The sequence below is a fragment of the Bradyrhizobium sp. CCGUVB14 genome (assembly GCF_024199935.1).
Taxonomy (GTDB): Bacteria; Pseudomonadota; Alphaproteobacteria; order Rhizobiales; family Xanthobacteraceae; genus Bradyrhizobium.
This window is the reverse complement of record NZ_JANADS010000001.1, coordinates 2844586-2867788: the sequence shown is the minus strand read 5'-3', so window position 1 is coordinate 2867788 and position 23203 is coordinate 2844586. Positions and strand designations below refer to the sequence as shown.

The 23203-nt window shown below is 65.2% G+C and carries 22 protein-coding genes; 11 read left to right on the top strand and 11 right to left on the bottom strand.

Annotated elements, in window-relative coordinates; genetic code table 11:
- Positions 1-54 precede the first annotated feature (54 nt).
- Positions 55-819, bottom strand: a complete 765-nt coding sequence (locus NLM32_RS13185; protein ID WP_254129399.1) for an SOS response-associated peptidase — start codon at positions 817-819, stop codon at positions 55-57.
- Positions 820-882: 63 nt separating this feature from the next.
- On the opposite strand from NLM32_RS13185, the gene NLM32_RS13180 reads away from it, so the two are divergent.
- From NLM32_RS13180 to NLM32_RS13160, 5 genes are all read left to right on the top strand, one after another.
- Positions 883-1380, top strand: a complete 498-nt coding sequence (locus NLM32_RS13180) for a hypothetical protein (protein ID WP_254129398.1) — start codon at positions 883-885, stop codon at positions 1378-1380.
- An 18-nt stretch (positions 1381-1398) separates the two neighbouring features.
- Complete coding sequence (locus NLM32_RS13175) at positions 1399-1833, top strand: NUDIX hydrolase (protein ID WP_254129397.1); 435 nt, start codon at positions 1399-1401, stop codon at positions 1831-1833.
- A 46-nt stretch (positions 1834-1879) separates the two neighbouring features.
- Positions 1880-2257, top strand: coding sequence for a TIGR02301 family protein (locus tag NLM32_RS13170; protein ID WP_254129396.1), 378 nt, complete (start codon positions 1880-1882; stop codon positions 2255-2257).
- Positions 2258-2477: 220 nt separating this feature from the next.
- Complete coding sequence (locus NLM32_RS13165) at positions 2478-3410, top strand: transposase (RefSeq protein WP_254127844.1); 933 nt, start codon at positions 2478-2480, stop codon at positions 3408-3410.
- A 262-nt stretch (positions 3411-3672) separates the two neighbouring features.
- Positions 3673-3939 carry a hypothetical protein gene (locus NLM32_RS13160; RefSeq protein WP_092227477.1) on the top strand — a complete coding sequence of 89 codons (267 nt, stop codon included), beginning with the start codon at positions 3673-3675 and terminating at the stop codon, positions 3937-3939.
- A 193-nt stretch (positions 3940-4132) separates the two neighbouring features.
- On the opposite strand, the gene NLM32_RS13155 is transcribed toward NLM32_RS13160, so the two are convergent.
- The 5 genes from NLM32_RS13155 to NLM32_RS13135 form a co-directional block, all read right to left on the bottom strand.
- Entirely contained in the window at positions 4133-4447 is a 315-nt protein-coding gene (locus NLM32_RS13155; protein ID WP_254129395.1) for a cupredoxin family copper-binding protein, read from the bottom strand.
- 10 nt (positions 4448-4457) lie between these two features.
- Complete coding sequence (locus NLM32_RS13150) at positions 4458-4991, bottom strand: DUF4142 domain-containing protein (RefSeq protein WP_254129394.1); 534 nt, start codon at positions 4989-4991, stop codon at positions 4458-4460.
- Between the two features lie 90 nt (positions 4992-5081).
- Positions 5082-5771 carry an RNA polymerase sigma factor gene (locus NLM32_RS13145; protein ID WP_254129393.1) on the bottom strand — a complete coding sequence of 230 codons (690 nt, stop codon included), beginning with the start codon at positions 5769-5771 and terminating at the stop codon, positions 5082-5084.
- A gap of 109 nt (positions 5772-5880) precedes the next feature.
- On the bottom strand, positions 5881-6750 hold the full coding sequence (locus tag NLM32_RS13140; protein ID WP_254129392.1) for a sulfurtransferase: 870 nt from the start codon (positions 6748-6750) through the stop codon (positions 5881-5883).
- A gap of 224 nt (positions 6751-6974) precedes the next feature.
- Complete coding sequence (locus NLM32_RS13135) at positions 6975-8309, bottom strand: dihydroorotase (protein ID WP_254129391.1); 1335 nt, start codon at positions 8307-8309, stop codon at positions 6975-6977.
- A gap of 101 nt (positions 8310-8410) precedes the next feature.
- Here NLM32_RS13135 and NLM32_RS13130 point away from each other — a divergent pair, with 101 nt between their 5' ends.
- The 6 genes from NLM32_RS13130 (at position 8411) to NLM32_RS13105 (ending at position 14966) form a co-directional block, all read left to right on the top strand.
- The gene (locus NLM32_RS13130) at positions 8411-9292 is read left to right on the top strand and encodes a folate-binding protein YgfZ (protein ID WP_254129390.1); all 882 of its coding nucleotides are present in this window, start codon (positions 8411-8413) and stop codon (positions 9290-9292) included.
- Positions 9289-9915 (top strand): DNA-3-methyladenine glycosylase I, encoded by a 627-nt coding sequence (locus tag NLM32_RS13125; RefSeq protein WP_254129389.1) that lies wholly within the window; start codon positions 9289-9291, stop codon positions 9913-9915. The genes NLM32_RS13130 and NLM32_RS13125 overlap by 4 nt, the downstream gene beginning before the upstream one ends.
- On the top strand, positions 9912-10526 hold the full coding sequence (locus tag NLM32_RS13120; RefSeq protein WP_254129388.1) for an HD family hydrolase: 615 nt from the start codon (positions 9912-9914) through the stop codon (positions 10524-10526). The genes NLM32_RS13125 and NLM32_RS13120 overlap by 4 nt, the downstream gene beginning before the upstream one ends.
- Before the next feature lie 129 nt (positions 10527-10655).
- Positions 10656-11162 (top strand): tyrosine phosphatase family protein, encoded by a 507-nt coding sequence (locus tag NLM32_RS13115; protein WP_254129387.1) that lies wholly within the window; start codon positions 10656-10658, stop codon positions 11160-11162.
- 19 nt (positions 11163-11181) lie between these two features.
- Positions 11182-12141 carry an NAD regulator gene (locus NLM32_RS13110; protein WP_254129386.1) on the top strand — a complete coding sequence of 320 codons (960 nt, stop codon included), beginning with the start codon at positions 11182-11184 and terminating at the stop codon, positions 12139-12141.
- Between the two features lie 104 nt (positions 12142-12245).
- Positions 12246-14966, top strand: a complete 2721-nt coding sequence (locus NLM32_RS13105; RefSeq protein ID WP_254129385.1) for a DUF2339 domain-containing protein — start codon at positions 12246-12248, stop codon at positions 14964-14966.
- Positions 14967-14969: 3 nt separating this feature from the next.
- Here the strand turns inward: NLM32_RS13105 and NLM32_RS13100 are convergent, their stop codons facing one another.
- The 5 genes from NLM32_RS13100 to NLM32_RS13080 form a co-directional block, all read right to left on the bottom strand.
- Positions 14970-16658 (bottom strand): methyl-accepting chemotaxis protein, encoded by a 1689-nt coding sequence (locus NLM32_RS13100; RefSeq protein WP_254129384.1) that lies wholly within the window; start codon positions 16656-16658, stop codon positions 14970-14972.
- A gap of 284 nt (positions 16659-16942) precedes the next feature.
- The gene (locus tag NLM32_RS13095) at positions 16943-18913 is read right to left on the bottom strand and encodes a methyl-accepting chemotaxis protein (RefSeq protein ID WP_254129383.1); all 1971 of its coding nucleotides are present in this window, start codon (positions 18911-18913) and stop codon (positions 16943-16945) included.
- 192 nt (positions 18914-19105) lie between these two features.
- A complete protein-coding gene (locus NLM32_RS13090) occupies positions 19106-20812 on the bottom strand; it encodes a methyl-accepting chemotaxis protein (protein WP_254129382.1) in 1707 nt (568 codons plus the stop codon).
- 178 nt (positions 20813-20990) lie between these two features.
- The gene (locus tag NLM32_RS13085; RefSeq protein ID WP_254129381.1) at positions 20991-22733 is read right to left on the bottom strand and encodes a methyl-accepting chemotaxis protein; all 1743 of its coding nucleotides are present in this window, start codon (positions 22731-22733) and stop codon (positions 20991-20993) included.
- Positions 22734-22935: 202 nt separating this feature from the next.
- Complete coding sequence (locus NLM32_RS13080; RefSeq protein WP_254129380.1) at positions 22936-23190, bottom strand: DUF6894 family protein; 255 nt, start codon at positions 23188-23190, stop codon at positions 22936-22938.
- Positions 23191-23203 lie beyond the last annotated feature (13 nt).

The following is a 23203-nucleotide window of genomic DNA, read 5'->3' as shown; positions in this document are numbered from 1 at the left end:
GAGAGATCGTGGGCACGGCGCGCCGCGCCTTTGCCCACCCTACGGCACCTTCGCCTAGAACAACGAGCCCTGCCCGTCATCGACCGAACCGGCCGCAACCTTGCGCGCGAGCTTCTTCGGTTTCGCCGCCTCGGCCTCCGCCTCCATCGCTTCCGCGCTGATCGGCAACAGCAGTTGGTCGTCATCATTGGCGACGCGGTTGACGCGGGTGGAGACGGGATGCCAGGCGAATTCGCCGATGCGCGGGGCCGTCATCAGCGGCAGGATCGCATCGACCTCATCGCCGCGACAATCGAGCCAGCGCTCGAAATCGCGCGGGCTGATGGTCACCGGCACGCGGTCATGCAGCGTGGCGAGATCCTCGCCAGCCGCCGCCGTGACGATCGCCACCGTGTCGAGCTCCTCGCCGTTCGGCCCGATCCAGGTTTCGACGACGGCGGCGAAACTGAGCGGCGCACCGTCGGCATGGTGGATGAAGAACGGCTGCTTGCGGCCGTCGATCGCCTTCCACTCGTAATAACCGTCCGCCGGGATCAGTCCACGCCGTCGCCGAATCGCTTTCTTGAACGCGGGTTTCTCCAGCACCGTCTCCGAGCGCGCATTGATCAGCAGCGTAAAGCCCTTCGGATCCTTGACCCAGCCCGGCAGCAGACCCCAACGCATCAGACGAAAATGGCGCGCGCCATTCTCGACCAACACAACCGGAATCGGTTGCGTCGGCGCGACATTGTACCGTGGCGGGAAATTCGGCTGCTCGATATAGCCGAACAGTTGCCGCAAAGCCTCGGGGGCTGAAGTTATGACGAAGCGTCCGCACATCTTAGGGTGTCTATATAGGGTCCGTTCAGGTCCTTTTAACCCCGAACGTTAACACTGCGGCAGATGAGCTCAACGGCCTCCCAACCCGCGACGCGCGCACAGACGGGCCCCGAGGCTGCGGCCTGGGCCGAGCGGCTGCGCGTGGCCAACATCAACCCGCGGACCGGGCTTGCCACTGACTATCTCAACCATTTCAATGAAGCCGTGATGCTTCTGGAAATGATCCCGGACATGCCGGAATGCGCCGAGGACTTTTTGACCTGGTCGCCGCTGTCCTATGCCGAGCATTTCACCGCCTCGAACTTCAAGGCACGGGATCTGGCCATCGAAGCCTATGAGAAGGCTGAGCCGAGCGTGCGGACCCAGTTCGACCACATCACCGACACCATGACCTCGATCCTGACCGCGGTCGGCTCGGCCATGCGCGAGGTCGAGAAGGACACGACCCGCGTCCGGCTCGCCGAACAGGCCACGGCATGGGTCAAGCCGTTGATCGCGGCCTGCGGCGGCATCATCAACGGCGGCGCAGAAGCCGACGTCGACACCATCATGGCGAATTGAGCCAGACACGTTGAAGATATGCCTGCAGTTGTCCAGCCCACCCATCCCCAGATCGCGGTCAGTGCCGCGATTTTCCGCGACGGCAAGGTGCTGCTGACCCGCCGCGCCCGCTCTCCCGCCAAGGGGTTCTATTCGCTGCCCGGCGGCCGGGTCGAATTCGGCGAATCACTGCACCAGGCGCTGAGCCGCGAGGTCGACGAGGAAACCGGACTGGATATCGAGATCGCCAGCCTTGCCGGCTGGCGCGAGGTGCTCCCGGCCGCGCCCGGGGCCGGCCATTATTTGATCATGTCCTTTGCCGCCCGCTGGGTGGCCCGGGAACCCACCCTGAACGACGAGCTCGACGACTACCGCTGGATCGCCCCGGACGCCCTGGCCAGCCTCGGCGACCTCAAAATGACCGGGGGGCTGGAGGAGATCATCCAGTCGGCCGCCCGTCTGATCGGCCCCTGACCGCCCGCCTTGCGTCATCGGCCCCGAGGGGGCATACAGCCCGCCGATGTCGACGCGATTTCTGGCCATTTTTGCCCTGATTCTCGCCTGCGCTTCCGCGCCCGCCCGGGCCCAGGACGTAGCGGCGCCGTTCGACGCCGATTTGCAGCGGCTGGCCGAGATCCTCGGCGGCCTGCACTATCTGCGCGGCATCTGCGGCACCAACGAGGGCAACAAATGGCGCAGCGAGATGCAGGCGCTGATCGATGCTGAAACGCCCTCCGGCGAACGTCGCACCCGCATGATCGCAGGCTTCAACCGCGGCTATAACGGCTTCCAGCAGACCTACCGGAGCTGCACCCCGGCCGCGACAGTGGCGATCCGCCGCTACATCGAGGAAGGCTCGAAGATCTCGCGGGATCTCACGGCGCGCTACGCGAACTAGACATTCTCCGTCAGCAAAGCGCCCGACCGCAACCCCTCATCCTTGTAAGTCAGATCGTGCCGGATCGGCTAAGATAGCCGGCGCGGTAACGGACGGGAGACCGCTTCATCCAAGGGCCGCGAAGCCCGTGCCTCAGCGCGGCGCCCCGTCCGTTGTTCCATCGAACCCGAACAGTCGCGAGGGCCGCCTGGCGAGCCCGGTTGCGCAAGGAGGGGTGCAGATGGACGCGATCTATGTTGGCATTGATGTGTCAAAGGACCGGCTGGACGTGCATGTACGTCCAAATGGAGAAGCCTTTGCCGTCGCGCGCGACGGCAAAGGCTTGGAAGAGTTGGTTACGCGTCTTGCGGCTTGTTCGCCAACGCTGATTGCGGTGGAGGCGACAGGCGGGTTCGAGACCATCGTTGCGGCAGCGCTGGCCGGCGCCGAATTGCCGCTGGTGGTGGTCAATCCGGCCCAGATCCGGCACTTCGCCCAAGCCGTTGGTCGGCGTGCCAAGACCGATCCGATCGATGCGGCGGTCATCGCACGGTTCATCGAGGCCGTGAGACCAACGCCGCGCGCTCTGCCGGATCAGCAGGCGCGGCTGCTGGCGGAGCTGGTCAGTCGCAGGCGGCAGATCATCGAGATGATCGTTGCCGAACGCCAGCGCGAGAAGCGGGTCGAGAATGTGCGCGTTCGCAAGAGCCTTGTTCGCCACATCAAGGTTCTCGAGAAGGAACTACCGGAGATCGACAACGACATCGACACCTTGGTGCGCGGATCGCCGGTCTGGCGCGACAAGGAGGAACTGATGATCAGCTTTCCGGGAGTGGGCAACACGCTCGCTCGCACGTTCTTGGCCGAGGTGCCCGAACTCGGCACCCTCAACCGTCGCCAGATTGCAAGCCTTGCCGGCCTTGCTCCGTTCACCCGTCAGTCCGGCCGCTGGAAGGGCAAGAGCATGATCGGGGGCGGAAGAGCCGCGCTGCGCGCTGGGCTCTATATGGCTGCTCTATCCGCTAGCCAGCATCATCCGCAGCTCAAAACGTTCTATCGACGCCTGCTGGCCGCCGGAAAGCCCAAGATGGTTGCCCTCATCGCGGTCGCGCGCAAGGTTCTCACCATCCTCAACGCCATGCTCAGAGACCAAAAACAATGGCAATCCGCTTGACAAAGAACACAGTCGCTGAGGAGCGCGGTACGCGCGTCTCGAAGGATGAAAGGCCCGGCTGCAGCAGCGGGGCCTGCATGGTTCGAGACGGCGCTGACGCGCCTCCTCACCATGAGGGTTGAGCGACACGGAACCCTGTCATCGACTTTGTTCACAGCCGTTAACCGTTCCTAAAGATGTGGCCTAGCGGTCGTTAATGCGCGTGCTACACCTCTTGCACAGCGCATCGCCGTGGATCGCGCCCCAGCCCTGATTGAGATTCATGAGCCAGCCGATTTCCTACGCCCCCGCCCGCGCGCCGCTGCCCGATCACGAGCAGAAACAGGCCGCCCTGAGCTATCTCAACGAGGCCTGGGCCGAAGCGCGCCATGATGGCGTCGACGGCGATTGCCTGGCGCAGGCGAGCCTGTTTGCCGCGCTTGCCGAGCTCGTCGGCACCTATGGCGAGGACGCGGTGGCGAAGTTCGTCGAGGGCTTTCCTGCCCGCATTCGCAACGGCGAATTCTCGGTCTGCCTCGCGAGGCAGTAAGCCCCTTCGAAAATGACCCCGCCTCACGGGCGGGGCCAGTCTACGGATGAATGACTTTGCGAACAGGCTTTGGCCAACATCGTTCGCGAAGTCTGCTGCGTTTATCGCACGAAAGCTGTTTCCCTCGGACAAGCATTAGTCTCGCGATGGCCGGGAGATGTTCCCGCCGGAGTCGGGAATACGCGGCCCCTCCTCACGGCTCGATCTTGAGCGTCGCTTTCATATTGGGATGATAGCGGCAGTAATAATCGACCGTTCCCGGCTTCTTCAGAACTGACGTCGCCGACTTCTTCGGCGGCAGCGTCACGTCGAAATCACCGTTCTTTGCCGTGGCAGTGTGGGCGAACACGTCCTTGTTGATCCATGTGATGGTGTCGCCGACCTTCGCCGACACCTCGGCCGGTGAGATCACGAGATTCTCCATCGCGATCTCGATCGTCGCGGCGTGCGCCGGGACTGATATCGCCGCGAAGACAAGGGCGATCGAAGACAGCCGTCCCAGCCTCATCGCACGCTCCTTACTTCAGCTCGGCCGCGACATGCTCGGCGTGCTGCTGATGGCCCTGAAAGATCTTCAGGCCGGTCTGCAACAGGCTCTTCAGCTCGGCATTGCTGGCGGATGGAATGAGCTGGGTCTCCAGCGCGCCGTTGACCGCCTTGTGGTAGGCGACCTCGTTGGCGACATAGGCCCTGTCGAACGCAGCCCCGTCCAGCTTGCCGAGCTCGGCCAGCTTGTCACTCGCCTGCTTCGACAGCGCCTTGCTGGTGTCGTTATCCTCCGGCGTGACGTTCAGCTTCTTGACCAGCGCGAGCGCCTGCTTGTTGACCGCCTCGTGGTCGCGCAGCATGTCCTCGGCAAACGCCTTGACGTCCTTGTTTTTGGCTTTCTTCTGCGCCTGCTTGGCCGCGTTGATATCGATCACCCCGGCCGTGTAGGCGATGTGGGCAATCTGTGGATCGGTGGGTTTGTCCGCTGCGCTCGCGCCTTGCAGCAGCACGGGGCTGGACAACAGAATGGCTGCGGCGAGCGCCGCGCTCCAACGAACGAACATGGTTTGACACTCCTGTGCTGCCGGACGGTTTTTCCGGCGTTGCTTCACAGGAATTGGATGGGCGCTTCGCGCAAACGTTCCCGAAAAATTTCAGCCGCCGATTCCGAGGCGCTTCAGCACCGACACGGTCAGCCGCTCGCAGCGCCAGCCGGCGAACGGGAACGCGTCCATCATCACCGGGCCGATTTCCTTCTCGACATTTTCGCGCAGCATGGTGCGGGCACGATGCAGCCGCGTCTTCACGGTCTCGGGCTTCACGCCGAGCAGATCGGCGGTCTCCTCGATATTCATGCCCTCCATGACGCGTGCAACGAAGACCATGCGAAAAACATCCGGCAACTCGTCGATGGCGCGTTCGACGACGCGCTGGATTTCACGTTGGGCCATGGTCCTTTCCGGATCGCCTGCGGGAGAAACGGGAAACTTGATGATCTGCGCCTCGAGCGCGGCTTCGCCCACCGCGCCGAGCTCGACATGCGGCTTGGCGCTGCGCACCCGGCCAAGCGCCTCGTTGATGGCGATGCGGGACAGCCAGGTCGACAGCCCGGACTCGCCCCTGAAACCGTCGAGATGGGTGAAGGCGCGGACATAAGTTTCCTGCACCACGTCCTCGGCTTCGCTGTCGTTGCGCAGGATGCCGCGCGCAAGGCGATAAAGCCGGCGATTGTTGGCCTGCATGATCTCGCGGAGCGCGGCCTCGTCCCGGCTCCGGGCACGGTCGATCAGCACAGCTTCCGATGTCCTGATACCGGCGGACAGGCCGGCTGCGGTCCGTTGCATGGCTGTCACCTGCTCGTTTCCGTTGCTCTCCGACATTGGATGCAAGCCGGGACAAGAAGTTCCCAACTTTCTGACTTACCCTCCCCTGGAGGGGGAGGGTATTAGCACCCTAATCCGTCTCGATCGGCAGCGCCGGGTCCCTCGCCCACTCGCCCATCGAGGCATCGTAGAGCGTCAGCTTGTCGTAGCCGAGCTGCGTCAGCATGAGCAGGTCGATCGTCGCCGAGATGCCGCCGCCGCAATAAAGGATCACGTTCTTGTCGCGCGTGACCCCTGCCGCGGCGAATTTGGCTTCGGCATCCGCAAGCGAGGTCAGGGTCTTGTCGGCATTCACGAGCGTTGCAGCCGACACGTTGACGCTGCCGGGTACGCGGCCCGGCCGGCCATAGCGGCTCGGCTCGAGGCCTTTATGAAATTGCGGCCCGAGTGCGTTGACGGTGACGGTGGAGCGATCGCCGATACGCGCCTTCACAACGTTCTTGTCGACGAAGAAGCCGGTGCGCGGCGCGGCCTTGAAGGTCGTCGCCGGATAGCCCTTCGGGGCGCCGGTCTCGACTGGCCGCCCCTCGTTCTTCCATTTGTCGAAACCGCCGTCGAGCACCCGCGCATCGACGCCGAGTGAACGCAGCATCCACCAGAACCGCGTCGACCACATCATGGTGCCGATGCTGTAGAGCACGATGGTCTTGGTTGAATCGAGCCCGTGGCGGCCGAAGGCGGCCTCTAACTGGGCCACGGCCGGCATCATGAAGAATTGCTGCGCGGAACCGTCGGAAAATTCGCCCTGCAGGTCGAGGAAATCCGCGCCCTGGATGTGGCCGGCCGCGAACGTCTTGTCGCCGGGGACGGCGCGATACGGCACATCGCTGCCGGGTGGGACCGGCTCGTTGTAGGTTGTGCAGTCGTAGAGGCGGAGGTTGGGGTCGCCGAGGATGGCGGCGAGTTGCTCGGTGGTGATGAGGGGTGTCGGTTGGGACATTGATTGCACTCCCATCCCTCCCCGACGTCGTCCCGGCGAAGGCCGGGACCCATAACCACAGGGAGACGTTTGGCGAAGACTAGCCGTTAATCCCTTCGCTGGTACTGCGACCGTCGATCACAGATAGATTTCGCGGTATGGGTCCCGGCCCCCGTGCGCAATTGCGCACTAGGCCGGGACGACACTGGATGTGTGGCACGTGCGTACCTCTCACCCACAATTCCCTACTGCTTCAACGTCTCCAGAAACCGCACCGGTTCGCCCTGCGACGGCGTCACCAGTTCGCCCTGCCACATCACGCGGCGGCCGCGGACGAAGGTGCCGACGGGCCAGCCCGTGACGCGGACACCGTCATACGGGGTCCAGCCGGCCTTGGACGCCACCCATTTGTTGGTGATGGTCTCACTGCGCTTGAGATCGACCACGGTGAAATCGGCGTCATAGCCGGCGGCGATGCGGCCCTTGCAGGCCATGTTGTAGAGCCGCGCCGGGCCGGCGCTGGTGAGATCGACAAACCTTGCCAGCGACAGTCGGCCGGCATTGACGTGATCGAGCATCAGCGGCACCAAAGTCTGCACGCCGGTCATACCGGAGGGCGAGGCCGGATAGGTCTTCTGCTTCTCTTCCAGCGTATGCGGCGCATGGTCGGAGCCGAGCACGTCGATGATGCCCTGCTCGATGCCGCGCCAGATGCCGGCGCGGTGATCGGCGCCGCGCACCGGCGGGTTCATCTGCGCCAGCGTGCCGAGCCGCTCGTAGCATTCGGGCGCGACCAGCGTGAGGTGATGCGGCGTCGCCTCGCAGGAGGCGACATCCTTGTGATCGCGCAAGAACTCGATCTCTTCCTTGGTCGAGATATGCAGCACGTGGATGCGCTTGCCGGTCTCGTGCGCGAGCTTGACAAGGCGCTGCGTCGCCATCAGCGCCGCGGTCTCGTCGCGCCACACCGGATGCGAGCGCGGATCGCCCTCGATGCGGAGCGACTTGCGGTCGTTCAGGCGGTACTCGTCCTCGGCATGGAACGCCGCGCGGCGGCGGATCACCTGGAAGATGCGGCGCAGGCTCTCGTCGTCCTCCACCAGCAGCGCGCCGGTCGAGGAGCCGATGAACACCTTCACGCCGGCACAGCCGGGCGCGCGCTCGAGCACCGGCAGATCCTGCACGTTCTCGCGGGTGCCGCCGATGAAGAAGGCGAAATCGCAATGCATGCGGTGGTGCGCGCGCTTCACCTTGTCGGTGAAAGTCGCCTCCGTCACCGTGAGCGGCGAAGTGTTCGGCATTTCGAACACGGCGGTGACACCACCCATCACGGCGCTGCGCGAGCCGGTCTCGAGATCTTCCTTCTGCTCCAGCCCGGGCTCGCGGAAATGCACCTGCGTATCCATCACGCCGGGCAGGATGTGCAGGCCCTTGCAGTCGATCACCTCGGCGGCGGAGCCCTGCGACAGCGGGCCCAGCTCGGCGATGCGACCGCCTGCGATGCCGATATCGCGAACAGCCTCGCCGTCCTGGTTGACGACGGTGCCGCCTTTGAGGATCACATCGAAACGCTGGGTCATGGCTGGAGGCCTCTCTCATCCCCAAGCGCAGGGCTCGAGGTCTTGTCGTTTATGCCTTGCGGGCTTACGTTCCGGAGCACCATGTCGCAAGAGATTTTCGCATGAAATCAGCGTTTCTTCCCGACCGGGGCGTGATCAAGGTCGCGGGCGAGGACGCACGCAACTTCCTCAACGGCCTCATCACGACCGATGTCGACAGGCTCAAGCCGGGCCTGGGCCGATTCGGCGCGCTGCTGACGCCGCAGGGCAAGATCATCGTGGATTTCCTGATCACGGAAGCCCCCGCCGGCCATGGCGGCGGGTTCCTGATCGACTGCCCGAAACCGCTCGCCGATGGGCTCGCCACCAAGCTGAAATTCTACAAGCTGCGCGCCAAGGTGACGGTGGATAACCTGTCCGACGATCTCGGCGTGCTCGCGGCCTGGGACGGACAGCCTGGCGCTCAGCCGGACCTCGCCTTTGCCGATCCGCGCAACGAAGCGCTCGGCACCCGCATCCTGATCCCCGAAGATCTCAAGCAGAAACTGTCCGACCTGATCGGCGCCGAGCTGGTCGATGCCGCCGATTACGAGGCGCATCGCATCGCACTCGGCGTGCCGCGCGGCGGGCTCGATTTCATGTACAGCGATGCGTTCCCGCACGAGACCAATATGGACCGCCTCGCCGGTGTCGATTTCGACAAGGGCTGCTATGTCGGCCAGGAGGTCGTCTCGCGCATGCAGCATCGCGGCACTGCCCGCACCCGCAGCGTGAAGGTGCTGCTCGAGGACTCCTCGCCCGAGGCCGGTGTCAGCATCATGGCAGGAGACAAATCCGTCGGCACCATGGGCTCGTCGGCGCAAGGCAAGGGCATTGCGCTCGTGCGCATCGACCGCGTTGCGGACGCGCTCGATGCCGGCCAGCCGCTTACCGCTGGCGGTCTCGCGTTGAAGCTGGCAGAACCCGACGTTGTTCGCATTCCCACCAAGCAGCCCATCGCATGAGCCGTGCTCCCCGCCTGCATCCCGACGGAAAGACCCGCTGCCCCTGGCCAGGTGAAGATCCGCTCTATGTCGCCTATCACGACACCGAATGGGGCGTGCCGGAATATGACGACCGCGCGCTCTATGAAAAGCTGATCCTCGACGGTTTTCAGGCCGGCCTGTCCTGGATCACGATCCTGCGCAAGCGCGACAATTTCCGTAAAGCGTTCGACGATTTCCAGCCGGAGAAGATCGCGCGCTACACCGACAAGAAGGTGCACGCGCTGATGAACGACGTCGGCATCGTGCGCAACCGCGCCAAGATCGACGGCGCAATCCTCAGCGCGAAGTCGTATCTCGACATCATGGAGAAAGGCCCGGGCTTCTCGAAGCTGCTCTGGGACTTCATGGACGGACGGCCCAAGGTCAACAATTTCAAGACCACCGCGAGCGTGCCGGCGTCGACGCCGCTGTCGACGCAGATTTCCAAGGAGCTATCCTCGCGCGGCTTCAAATTCGTCGGCCCGACCATCGTCTATGCCTTCATGGAAGCGACCGGCATGGTCAACGATCATCTCGTCGACTGCCACTGCCACGCAAGCTGCAGCAAGTTGCAGCGCAAGCCGCGCCTCAAGGCCAAATGACGGCCAGGAAGACCGCACGCGACGCGGAGTCCAGGGCCTGGCAGCGCATGCTGTCGGGTCGTCGGCTCGATCTGCTCGATCCCTCGCCGCTCGATATCGAGATCGCCGACATCGCGCATGGACTTGCGCGCGTCGCCCGCTGGAACGGGCAGACCACCGGCGCGCATATCTTCTCGGTCGCGCAGCACACGCTGCTGGTGGAGCTCGTGCTGCGGCACGAGATGCCGCGCGTCGACGAACGCATGCGGCTCGCAGCCCTGCTGCACGACGCGCCCGAATATGTGATCGGTGACATGATCTCACCGTTCAAGGCCGTGCTCGACGGCCATTACAAGGCCGTGGAGAAGCGTCTGCTCGGCGCCATCCACATCCGCTTCGGTCTGCCGCCGGTGCTGCCCGACGAGATCACGCTCGCCATCAAGGCCGCCGATCGCGGCGCGGCCTATCTGGAGGCGACCGAGCTCGCCGGCTTCGGCGAGAGCGAGGCCAAGCGCCTGTTCGGCAAGGACCCGGGCCTCTCCGACAGCGTCCGGCGCGACTATCTGACGCCCTGGACAGCGGCGCGGGCCGAGAAGCAGTTTCTGGAGCGGTTTGGCGCCGTGTTTGCGTAGGAGTCGTAGGGTGGGCAAAGGCGCTCTTGCGCCGTGCCCACGACTTCTCGCAATTGCGCAAAAAGTCGTGGGCACGCTTCGCTTTGCCCACCCTACGGCACCGGCTATAATCGGTGAAAAAGGTCCGCCATGATCCACGTCTGTTCGCTCGCCGCCCTTCCCGAAACCGTCCGCCGCACCGGGGCCAGCCATGTGCTGACCGTGATGGCCAATGTCGAGCAGGTGGTGCGGCCGGTGTCGGTGCTCCCTGCCAATCATCTCAAGGTGTCGATGGACGATATTACCGAGGAGTTGGATGGCTTTGTCGCACCCTCCGAGGCCCATATCGACCAGGTGCTGAATTTCGTGCGCGGCTGGGACCGCGGCGCGCCGCTGGTGGTGCATTGCTATGCGGGCATCAGCCGTTCCACGGCGAGCGCATTCGCTGCCGTCTGCGCGCTCAATCCCGATCGCGACGAAATCGAGATCGCGAAGAAGATCCGCGCGGCGTCCCCGATCGCCTCGCCGAACCGCCGTATCGTCGGTCTCGCCGATCGCGCGCTGGGGCGCAACGGCCGCATGCTGCGCGCGCTCGACGAGATGGGTCCGGGCGAGATGATGGTCGAGGGCCGCCCCTTCGTGATCGAGCTCGAATGACATCAGCGATCGTGATTGCATGAGCGAAAAGCTGACGCCGATCGAGATTGGCCTGACGGCCGCGATCGTCGCGATCGAAGACCACGAGCCGCTGGTGCTGACCGCGCGCGGCGGCGACGGCTTGACCGGATTGCCGTTCGGTCCGTTCGATGCGCCGAGCCATCGCACCTTCGAGATCGGCCTGCGCGCCTGGGTCGAGGAGCAGGCAGGCTTGCGGCTCGGCTATGTCGAGCAGCTCTACACCTTTGGCGACCGCGGCCGTCATGCGGAGGCCGCCGACACCGGCGCACATATGGTGTCGATCGGCTATCTGGCGCTGACGCGCGCCGCCGAGGGCGCCGCAAATGCGGCGAGCTTCGAGCCCTGGTACCGCTTCTTCCCCTGGGAAGATTGGCGCGAGGCGCCGCCCACGATCATCGCCCGCGACATCATCCCTGAGCTCAACAGATGGGCCGAGGAGGAGACGCCGGAGACCACACGCGCATTGCCGCGGAGAGATCGCGTCCGGTTCTATTTCGGCCTCGACGGTGCGGCCTGGGACGAGGAGCGCGTGCTCGACCGCTATGAACTCCTGTACGAGGCCGGCCTCGTCGAGGAGGCGCGGCGCGATGGCCGGCCTGCGGCATTGGCGCGCAAGGCGCTGCCCGCGCTCGGCACCTCCATGCGGTTCGACCACCGTCGGATCCTCGCCACGGGAATCGCACGGCTGCGCGCAAAGTTGAAGTATCGCCCTGTAGTGTTTGAACTTTTGCCCGCCGAGTTCACACTCACTGAGTTGCAGTACACGGTCGAGGCGATCTCCGGCCGCCATTTGCACAAGCAGAATTTCCGCCGTCTGGTCGAAACCGAGGCCCTGGTCGAACCGACCGGCGTGATGTCGACACAGACGGGCGGGAGACCGGCGGCGCTCTATCGCTTCCGCCGTGACGTGCTCCAGGAGCGACCCGCGCCGGGCTTGCGCGTACGCTCCCGGCGCTAGAGCATGATCCGGAAAGGCGCGAAGCGGTTTTCCGGCAAGACCCTGCTCAAAGACTAAGACTCAAGATACGATCGGCCCCTGCCCGCCGATTGCCAGGAGACTCCATGTTCGACGCTCCCTTCGACGTCTTTGCAGTGATGTTTGCGATCGTCGCGTTCCTGATCGCGCTGAAGGCGTCGAACCAGGTGACCGAGCTGCGCCGGCGGCTGGGCTCGCTGGAGGCCGCGCTGCAGGCGCAGCGACAGGTCCAGCCCCCGCCATTGATGCCGGTCCAGGAGCAGGCTGTTGCGCCCACGACGAGCGCGGCAGAGCCGCCGCCGCTTGCGCCCGAAGCCGAAGCCGAGGTGTCGCCACCGCCTCTCGTGACCGAGGACGTCTCACCGCCCCTGCCCGAAGCCAGCACCGCGGCCGATGCGCCGCCGCCTCTACCCACGCCGGCTCCTGCTTCGAGAGAACCGGGCTTCGAGGAACGACTCGGTACGCGCTGGGTGGTGTGGATCGGCGGCCTTGCGCTCGCGCTCGGCGGCTTCTTCATGGTGCGCTATTCGATCGAGGCCGGCCTGGTTGGCCCCGGCGTGCGCATCTTCCTCGGCGGCCTGTTCGCGCTCGCGCTGCTGGGCGCCGGGGAATGGACGCGACGCAAGGAGAGCATCTCCACCATCGCGGCACTGCCGATCGCCAACATCCCCGCGATCCTCACCGCGGCCGGGACCGCGGTCGCGTTCGCAACCGTCTACGCCGCCTACGCGCTCTATGATTTCCTGGTGCCTGCCACGGCCTTCGTGCTGCTCGGCCTCGTCGCGCTCGGGACGCTCGCAGCCGCGCTGCTGCATGGGCCGGCGCTCGCAGGCCTCGGCGTGGTCGGCGCGTTCGCGACGCCGGTGCTCGTCTCGAGCGGCAAGCCGGACTATTGGGCGCTGTACATCTATCTCGCCATCGTCACTGCCGCGAGCTTTGGCCTCGCCCGCATCCGGCTGTGGCGCTGGCTCGCCGTGACGACGATCGTCTTCGCCGTGCTCTGGGTCTTCCCGGGACTCGATACCGGTGAATTGCAGGTTGCGCCGCATGCCTTCCATGTGATCGCGGGCTTCGTGCTGGCCGCGCTGCTCGTCGTCTGCGGCTTCATGTTCGGCCCGACCATCGAGGACGGACAGATCGAGCCGGTGTCGTCGAGCGCACTCGGCGCCTATCTGTTCGGCGCGATGCTGATCGTGCTGTCGAGCGCGCATGCCGATCTCGCGCTGATTACCTATACGCTGCTCGTTGCGGCGACGCTGTTCGTCGCCTGGCGCGCGGAGGCCGCGGCCGGTGCGCTGGGCGCTGCGGCTGCGACCGTGCTCATCGTGTTCGCCGAATGGGCCGTGCGCGCCAATCCCGACATGCTGGTGCTGCCGGGCGGCCCGATGCCCGGCATCACGCCGACGGCCACCGACAGCGCGGTGACGCTGCATCTGATGATGGCCGCGATCTTCGCCGCCGGCTTCGGCATTGCGGGCTTCCTGGCGCAAGGGCGCTCGAATTCGGCGATCATTCCCGTGGTGTGGTCGGCGGCGGGTGTCGCCACGCCGATCGCGATCCTGGTCGCGCTCTACGCCCGCATCGCCCATCTCGACCGCTCGATCCCGTTCGCGATCCTCGCGGTGCTGCTCGCGGCGGCCTTTGGGTTCGCGACGGAAACGCTGACCCGCCGCGAGACCCGACCGGGCGTCGCGATCTCGACGGCGCTGTTTGCGACCGGCACGCTCGGCGCGCTGGCGCTGGCGCTGACCTTTGCGCTGGAGAAGGGCTGGCTCACCATCGCGCTGGCGCTGATGTCGCTCGGCACCGCCTGGATCGCGCTGCAGCGGCCGATTCCGTTCCTACGCTGGCTCGCCGCCATCTTCGCCAGCATCGTCACCGCGCGCATCCTCTATGATCCCCGCATCGTCGGCGATGCCGTCGGCACCGCGCCGATCTTCAACTGGCTGCTGTGGGGCTACGGCCTGCCCGCGGCCTCGTTCTGGGCGGCGAGCAGATTCCTCCGCCGACGCGCTGACGACGCGCCGCTGCGCATGGTGGAGGCGGCCGCGATCCTGTTCACCGCGCTGCTCGCCTTCATGGAGGTCCGCCATCTCGCAACCGGCGGCGACATGATCGCAGCGCCGTCACTGCTCGAAGCAGGCCTCCAGGTCTGCGTGTCACTGGCCATGGCGATCGGGCTGGAACGATTGCGGCTGCGCAGCCACAGCATCGTGCACAATATCGGCGCGCTTCTGCTCACCGCGATCGCCGGCTTCATCAGCGTGTTCGGCCTGCTGTTCCTCGAGAACCCGCTGATCTGGCACATCGATGTCGGCGGCGCCGTGTTCAATTTGCTGCTACTCTGCTACGCGCTGCCGGCGGTGCTGATGCTGCTGCTCGCCTATGCGGTGGTCGGTGCACGCGGCAAGATCTATGCGAATACGATTGCGGGCGCGGCGCTGGTGTTTGCGCTGTCGTACCTGACGCTGGAGATCCGCCGCTTCTATCACGGCCCGTTCCTTACCACCGGCGAGACCACGGGGGCGGAGCAATACACCTATTCGATCGGCTGGCTCGCCTTCGGCGTCGTGCTGCTCGGCATCGGCATAGCGCTCAACTCCGAGCGGGCGCGGCTGGCGTCGGCCGCTGTCATCGCGCTGACGATCCTGAAGGCCTTCGTGATCGACATGTCGACGCTGACCGGCGTCTACCGCGCGCTGTCGTTCATGTGCCTCGGCGTCGTGCTGGTGGCGATCGGCTGGCTCTACCAGCGCATCCTGTTCCGGCGGCAGGTCCCGCCGCCGGCTCCGCAGACGGGCAGTTGAGGATCAGGCCGCGCGGACCGATTCCAGGAACTGCGCGACCTCGACCTTGAGGCGGGTGCTGTCGGTCGCCAGCGACTTCGCCGCCGAGAGCACTTGCGTCGAGGCCGATCCGGTCTCGATCGCGCCGCGCTGCACGTCGGTGATGTTCATCGAGACTTCCTGCGTGCCGAGCGAGGCCTGCTGCACGTTGCGCGAGATCTCCTGCGTGGCGGCGCCCTGCTCCTCGACGGCGGCGGCGATCGCGGAGGACACTTCCGACAACCGCTCGATGGTGCCGCCGATTTCCTGGATCGCGTTGACCGATTCCTGCGTCGCGGCCTGGATGCCTGCGACCTGTGCGCCGATCTCGCCGGTCGCCTTCGCAGTCTGCTCGGCCAGCGCCTTGACCTCGGAGGCGACGACGGCGAAGCCGCGGCCGGCCTCGCCGGCGCGCGCCGCCTCGATGGTGGCGTTCAACGCCAGCAGATTGGTCTGGCCCGCGATGGTGTTGATGAGCTCGACGACGTCGCCGATACGGGAAGCCGCTTGCGACAGCTCGTTGACGCGCGCATTGGTCCGCGCCGCTTGGTCGACCGCTTCCGCGGCCATGCGCGCCGAATCCTGCACGCGGCGGCTGATCTCGGTGACGGAGGACGACAGCTCTTCCGATGCCGAGGCGACCGACTGTACGTTGGTCGAAGCTTCCTCGGAGGCGGCTGCGACCGCGGTCGAGAGCTCCTGACCGCGCTGGGCGGTGTTGGTCAACGTCGTTGCGGATGCCTCGAGCTCGGTCGAGGCCGAGGAGACGGTGCCGACGACTTCGCCGATCATGGCCTCGAACTTGCGGGTGATGGCATCGACGCGGCGGCCGCGTTCGATCTTGGCTTCGGCATCGCGCGCGGCCGCCTCGTCGGCGGCCTTCTTGGCGATCAGCGCTTCCTTGAAGATCTGGAGCGCATCCGCCATCGAGCCGATTTCGGTCTTCTCGCCGCGATGCGGCACGTCGGCCGAGAGGTCGCCCTCGCCGAGCGACTGCATCGGCTTGATGATCGAGGCAATGCCGCGCGACACGTCGCGCACGAGATAATAGGCAGCGCCGATCGCGATCGCGACCGAGGCGATGATGATGCCGACCAGCACGCGGAAGATCGTGGCGTAGCTGTCAGCCGCCTGCTGGGTCTCCAGTTCGGCCCCGCGGTTGTTGAGCTCGATGTCCTTCGTCAGCAGCGGATCGGCCGCCTGGGCCATCTTTGCGACCTTGGTCTGCAGCAGTTCGTTGGCGTCGGCCGGGAACTTGCCTGGGCTCTTGCGCGACAGCGCCATGACTTCCTGCACGCCATTGAGATATTCGCCCCAGGCCGTCGTCCATTGCCCGTAGATGGAGCGCTCCTCGGCAGATGTGATCAGCGGCTCGTAGGTCTTGCGGGTCTGCTCGATGCGTTCGCGCAGCGAGGCGAGGCGCTTCTCGGCCGCCTCCTTGCCCTCGGCCGTGTCCTGCATCAGGTGGAGGCGGAGCGCGACGCGGAGTTCGTTGACATCGGCACGGATCGAGCCGAGCGCGCGAACGCTCGGCAGCCAGCTCTGCGCGATCTCGACGGTGTGGGAGTTGATGCTCTGCATGGTGCCGATCGCCACGACGCCGACGCCCGCGAGCGAGAGCACGAGGACCGACAACACGGTCAGAAGCTTGAAGACGATCGACAACTTCGACATCACGACAAATCCCGATGATACCTGAACGCACAAATCACCCGCGCCGCGACCGTCGCGGCGGACGGTGGGCGGTGGTCATTCCAACAATGCTGGCTGGTTCTTATCCGGTAAGATTGCGCCCATAGTTGCAAACAGGCGTTAACAAGAGCCTAGGAGAACTACGGTTTTGCCGATTCTCGATACTTAACCCGGCTGCAACTATTTGTTGCGATCGCGCGAATATCCCGCAGCGCCACACCAGCACACCAATTCAACGCTGCATCGGTCCATGGCGACCTTCACCGTCATGCCGCGCGCACGGAATCGAGGAAGCGCGCGACTTCGCTCTTCAACCGATTGCTCTCCTGCGACAGCGATTGCGCCGCCGAATGCACCTGGGCGGACGCAGCTCCGGTCTCGCCCGCACCGCGCTGGACCTCGCCGATATTGGCCGACACGTTGGTGGTGCCCTGCGCGGCATGCTGAATGTTGCGGGAGATTTCCTGCGTGGCGGCGCCCTGCTCCTCGACGGCGGCGGCGATGGTCGAGGAGATTTCCGACATCCGCGCGATGGTGTCGCCGATCTCCCTGATCGCGCTGACCGAGTCCTCCGTCGCGTTCTGGATCGCGCCGATATGCTGGCCGATCTCGCCGGTTGCTTTCGCGGTCTGCTCGGCCAGCGCCTTCACCTCGCTCGCCACCACGGCAAACCCCCGGCCCGCCTCACCGGCGCGCGCGGCCTCGATCGTGGCGTTGAGCGCCAGCAGATTGGTCTGGCCGGCGATGGTGTTGATCAATTCGACGACATCGCCAATGCGCCCCGCCGCCTTGGTCAGCTCGCCGACGCGCGCATTGGTACGCTGCGCCTGCTCGACAGCGACGTCGGCGACGCGTGCCGATTCCTGAACCTGACGGCTGATCTCGGAGATCGACGACGTCATCTCCTCGCTCGCAGACGACACCGACTGCACATTCGCGGACGCTTCCTCCGAGGCCGACGCGACCGAAGTGGCGAGCCCGTTGGAGCGCTCGGCCGCGCGCGTCAGCGTATTGGAAGAGGCTTCGAGCTCGGTTGCCGCCGATGAGACGGTCTCGATGATCTCGCCAACCGCGCCTTCGAAATCATCGGCGAGGCGCTTCATGTCCGCCTTGCGCTGCGCACGCCGTCTTGTGTCGGCTTCCGCCTGCTCGGCGCGCAGCCGCTCGGCCTCCGTCATGTTGGTTCGGAACACCTCGACCGCACCGGCCATCTCGCCGATCTCGTCCTTGCGTCCGATGCCGGGTACCGCAATCGAGAGCTCGCCGCGCGCAAGCCGCGTCATCGCATCGACCATGCCGGACAACGCCTGCGAGATCGAGCGCCCGAGCAGGAAGCCGACCGCGGCGAGAACAACGACGGTGATGCCGAAGGCGATCATCATCCAGAACCGGACGGCGTCGCGGGTCGCGGCCTCGGCGGCATCGGCCTGCCTGTACATGGCATCGACCGTGGTCCGCACCTCGGCCATCCCCGGCTCGAGCTCGCGGAAGGTCTTCATCATGCTGGCATCCAGGGCCGCACTCTGTTGTGCAGTCTCGGCCCAGGTCGCGAACTCGGCCAGGTACTTCTGGAGCTTGGCCGTGATGTCGTTCATCGCCGCCGTGGGAACGGCGACGACCTCGATCGCCTTGGAGAATTCAACCGCGGCCTTCTTTACTTCGGCAATGTATTTTGGGTCGCGCCGCAGCATGAAATCCTTCTCGTGCCGGCGCATCATCAGCATCCAGCTCGTCGACCTGGGATCGTCGACCTCCTTCAGCTTCGCCTCGATGTCATGCACCGCGGCACGGAGCGAGCCGGACAGGCCGAGCGTCTCGTTCAGCCCGAGCCTGGTTTCGGCAGCGACGAGAGCGTTGAAATCCGCGGTGTAGCGCCTGAAGCCCTCCTGGGCCTGCCTGGTCCTGTCGGACAGGGCCCCCATGCCGCCTGCCGACATCAGCCGTTCGACCTCGTCGAAATCGCGGTTGATCGGGCCGATCAGTTCGGCATGCGCCTTGGCATAGCTCTCGTTGCGGCGTTGCTGAAAATTCTTCTCGTTGCGGCGGGCCTCCAGCATCTCGATGGAGAGCTGCTTGTTGAGGTCGGCGATCGCACGGGCGCGGTTGGCGACGTCGCGGGAGGCGTCCTGGGAGAGGCTGCCGATCTCGTAGATCGCGCCGAAGGCGACCAGTCCGACGAGGCCGAAGAGCCCGATCGCCATGACCTTGTGGGTCAGGCGGATGGAAAGACCGCTCATGAAGGTGCTCCAAAACGCTCAAGACGCAATACAGACGGGCGACTCAGCACCCGGAATATTGCGGGGATCATGCCTGCGTCGCTTTTCCGGAAGGTTAACCCTGCATCTCATTCGTCGCGGCGGCGCAACATGTGCGTGCGCAAACGCCGCGCGATCGCGCGGCGTTTGTAACTCGTGTCCATTGGGGGCGCGTCAGGCCGCGCGAACGGTGCCGAGAAACTTCCCGACCTCGACCTTGAGGCGGTTGCTGTCGCCAGATAGCGACTGTGCCGCCGACAGCACCTGCGAGGAGGCCGATCCGGTCTCGCTGGCCCCGCGTTGCACCTCGGTGATGTTGGACGACACCTGCTGGGTGCCCTGCGAGGCTTGCGCGACGTTGCGGGAAATTTCCTGCGTCGCCGCGCCCTGCTCTTCCACCGCGGCCGCAATCGCCGAGGATATCTCCGAGAGGCGTTCGATGGTGTCACTGATGTCCTTGATGGCGCCGACCGATTCCTGGGTGGCGGCCTGGATGCCGGAAATCTGCTGGCCGATTTCACCAGTCGCCTTTGCGGTCTGCTCGGCAAGGGCCTTGACCTCGGACGCGACCACGGCAAAGCCGCGGCCAGCTTCGCCGGCGCGCGCCGCTTCGATCGTGGCATTGAGCGCCAGCAGATTGGTCTGGCCGGCGATGGTGTTGATCAGCTCGACGACGTCGCCGATGCGCGTTGCCGCCTTGGACAGCTCGCCGACGCGATCGGTCGTGGTGCGGGCCTGACCGACCGCCTCGCTCGCCACGCGCGCCGATTCCTGAACCTGGCGGCTGATCTCGGTGATCGAAGACGACAGCTCCTCGGTCGCGGACGCGACCGACTGCACGTTGGTGGAAGCTTCCTCGGAGGCCGAGGCCACCACGGTCGCGAGCTGCTGCGCATGCTCGGCGGTCGACGTCAGCGTCGTCGCGGACGCCTCGAGCTCAGTCGAAGCCGAGCTCACGGTCTCGATCACCTCGCCGACCGCGCTCTCGAACTGGTCGGCCAGCTGCAGCATGTCCTGACGACGCTGCGCTGCTGCGCGGCTCTCCGCCTCCTTCTGCTCGGCTTCCATGCGGATCTTGGCGAGGCCGTTGTCGCGGAACACTTCCGCCGTCTTGGCAACCTCTCCAACCTCGTCCTTGCGATCGAGGCCGACGATCTGAACCTCATACTTGCCGCTGGCGAGGTCCTGCAGCACGCCGACGATCATGCGGATCGGCTTGGCGATGCCGTATTGGCCGATGACGAAGCCCAATACACCGCCGATGACGACACCGAGGCTTGCGAGGATGATCAGGAAACGCGACGTCGATTCGTACTGCTCGCGCGCCTCCTTGCTCTTCTCCTCGACGCGGGCGTTGAGGCGATCGGCGAGCTCACGGACCTTGCCCTGGAGATTTTCAGCGGCGGTCCTGCTCTTAAGGGCCGCGTCGCGCAGCTTGTCGGCGCTCTCGCTCAGCTTCGATGCTTTCTCTGCTTCGACTGCCGCAAGCGTTGCATCCATCTGGGTCTTGTAGGCCGAGAAGGCGTCGCGCACGCCCGGGAGCAGCGCCTTGGCTTTCTCGTCCGGGGTCTGGCTGACCTCGTCGAAGCGCTCCTGATACTGCTTGAGCTGCGCGTTGATCACCTCGCGCGCGGCGAGCCGGTTGTCATCACGGGGGTCGAGCGCGCTACGGAATTCCGCGCGATTGAGCGCGATGACGTTCTGGTTGGCGCGGGCCGCGAGCAAGGACCGCCGTGCGGAGGTCGACATCACATCGGCCTTTTCGCTGAGATCGCCGAGGGCAGAGACACCGATCCAGGCAATCGCGGCGCCGATCCCGCACAGCAGGACGACGATCCCGAGGATCTTGCTCAGGATGCGGAAGCGGCCGAGAAAATGCATGACTTGAATCCTTCGCGGAGATCACCGCGCAAGCGGCTGAATTTCCATGACCTTCACGCAAATTCTTTCCGGTTCCCTTAACCGTGTTCGCCGTAGAAACACGGGGGTTCGGTCGCGATGAATGCGGCAATCACTGCGCGAGAGTTGCGCAGGACGCAGAACTCCCGCCGGGGTTTGATCAGGCCGCCCGCACCGTCTCCAGGAATTTGCCCACTTCCAGCTTCAGGCGGTCGCTGTCGGTGGACAGCATCTGCGCGGCGGACAGCACCTGCGAGGACGCAGATCCGGTCTCGCTCGCGCCACGCTGCACGTCGGTGATGTTGGCTGAAACCTGATGCGTGCCGTGCGCGGCCTGCTGCACGTTGCGGGAAATCTCCTGTGTCGCCGCGCCCTGCTCTTCCACGGCGGCTGCGATGGTCGAGGAGATCTCGGACAGCTTTTCGATGGTGTCGCTGATGTCCTTGATGGCACCAACGGATTCCTGCGTTGCGGTCTGGATGCCGGAGATCTGCTGGCCGATCTCGCCGGTCGCCTTTGCCGTCTGCTCGGCGAGCGCCTTGACTTCGGAAGCGACCACGGCAAAGCCGCGGCCGGCTTCGCCGGCGCGCGCCGCCTCGATCGTGGCGTTGAGCGCCAGGAGGTTGGTCTGGCCCGCGATGGTGTTGATCAACTCGACGACGTCGCCGATACGCGTCGCCGCCCGCGACAGTTCGCTGACGCGCTCGGTCGTATTGCGGGCCTGGCCGACGGCCTCGCTCGCCACCCGCGCGGATTCCTGCACCTGACGGCTGATCTCGGTGATCGAGGACGATAGCTCCTCGGTCGCCGATGCCACCGACTGCACATTGGTGGAGGCTTCCTCCGAGGCTGCTGCGACGACGGTGGTGAGCTGTTGCGTGCGCTCTGCAGTCGAGGTCAGCGTCGTGGCGGAGGCTTCGAGCTCGGTCGAAGCCGACGACACCGTACCGACAATCTCGCCGACGGCGCCTTCGAAACTATCAGCGAGCCTGCGCATCTCCAGTTTGCGCTGCTCGGCCGCGATTTGATCCTGGCGCATCTTGGCTTCCGCTTCCTGGTGCGCCTTCTGCTCCGAGACGATCTTGAATTTCTCGACCGCGCCGGCGACCTCGCCAACCTCGTCCTTGCGGCCGAGTCCCGGCAGCACCACCGAGAAGTCGCCGCCGGCGAGCTTTTCCATCGCGACCGTCAGCGCGCGCATCGGACGTGCGATGCTGAAGACCGAGAAGATGCAGGCACCGATCAGGAGCAGCGCGACCAGCACGCCCGTGATGAAGGACGTCCGCGCGACGGAGGCGGCTTCCGTTTCTGCTTCCGCGCGGGTCTCGATGGCCCTCTGCTTGGCGAATGCCGTGATCTGGTCTGTCAGTGCAGATATCTCTTCGTTGATCGGCGCCAGGGTCTCCTTGCGGACCCGATCGACCTCGGCCACCAGCTTCGCGAGTTGCGCCGCCGCTTCGCCGTCCTTCTTGCCGTCGAGCGCGAGCTCCTGCTTGCGGATCGCCTCGATCTGCCGCTCGCCTTTCAGAAAGTCGCCGATTAGCACAGCGAGGCGATCGATGCGTTTGCGATTCTCCGGCGAGCGCGAGAGCTTGGCCATTTCGCCGGTGAATTTCTCAGCCGCCGCCTGCCGGTCGTTGAAATAGGTGGCCGCCTTTTGCATCTCCGCCGGCGAGGACGACATCATGATATCACGGATGCCGATCTGCATCCCGCGCACCGAGGCCTTCGCCTCAGCGGCATTCTGCGCAATCGCCTGCTGCCCCGTCGCGCCAACGTTGAGCTTCTGGACCTCGGCGTCTCCGCTCATCTGCAGATAGATCTGCAGCGCGACGAGGCCGATGGTCAACGCCGAGGTGATGGCGAGCTTGGTGCCAATCCGCAGGTTTTGAATGAACGTCATTGCAATATTCCCAGGGGTACACATGGCCGCGCCGAAGCGCGTAAACAGCCCGGGAAGGCTAACCGGCAGGTTGCTCATTAACGTTAAGCGCGGACGCTCGCGCGTGGGTAGAAATACTGGAAACACTGCTCAAGCTCACGGACTTGCACAGCTTTCACGTGCAGGGGATCACCGCCTCGCGGATTTGCAGGTGCCGTCCTCGTTAACGTCCGCCCTGCGGTTCGCAGCACATGGCCTCGCCCGCGAGGCTGATCCGGAACACCGGCTCCTTGTTCTCGTCGAGCAACTCCATGCTCCACTTCGCGTTCGGCTTCAGATTGCGCACGATGCTGCCGAGCAGATTGGAGCAGACCTCGGTCATCTCTTTCCAGGCGGCATCGCGATCCTCGAACTCGTACGGCTGATCGGCGGCGCCGGAATAGCGACCGGAGCTGATGCGGAAGAAATACAGCGACATTCTTTGAACCCTT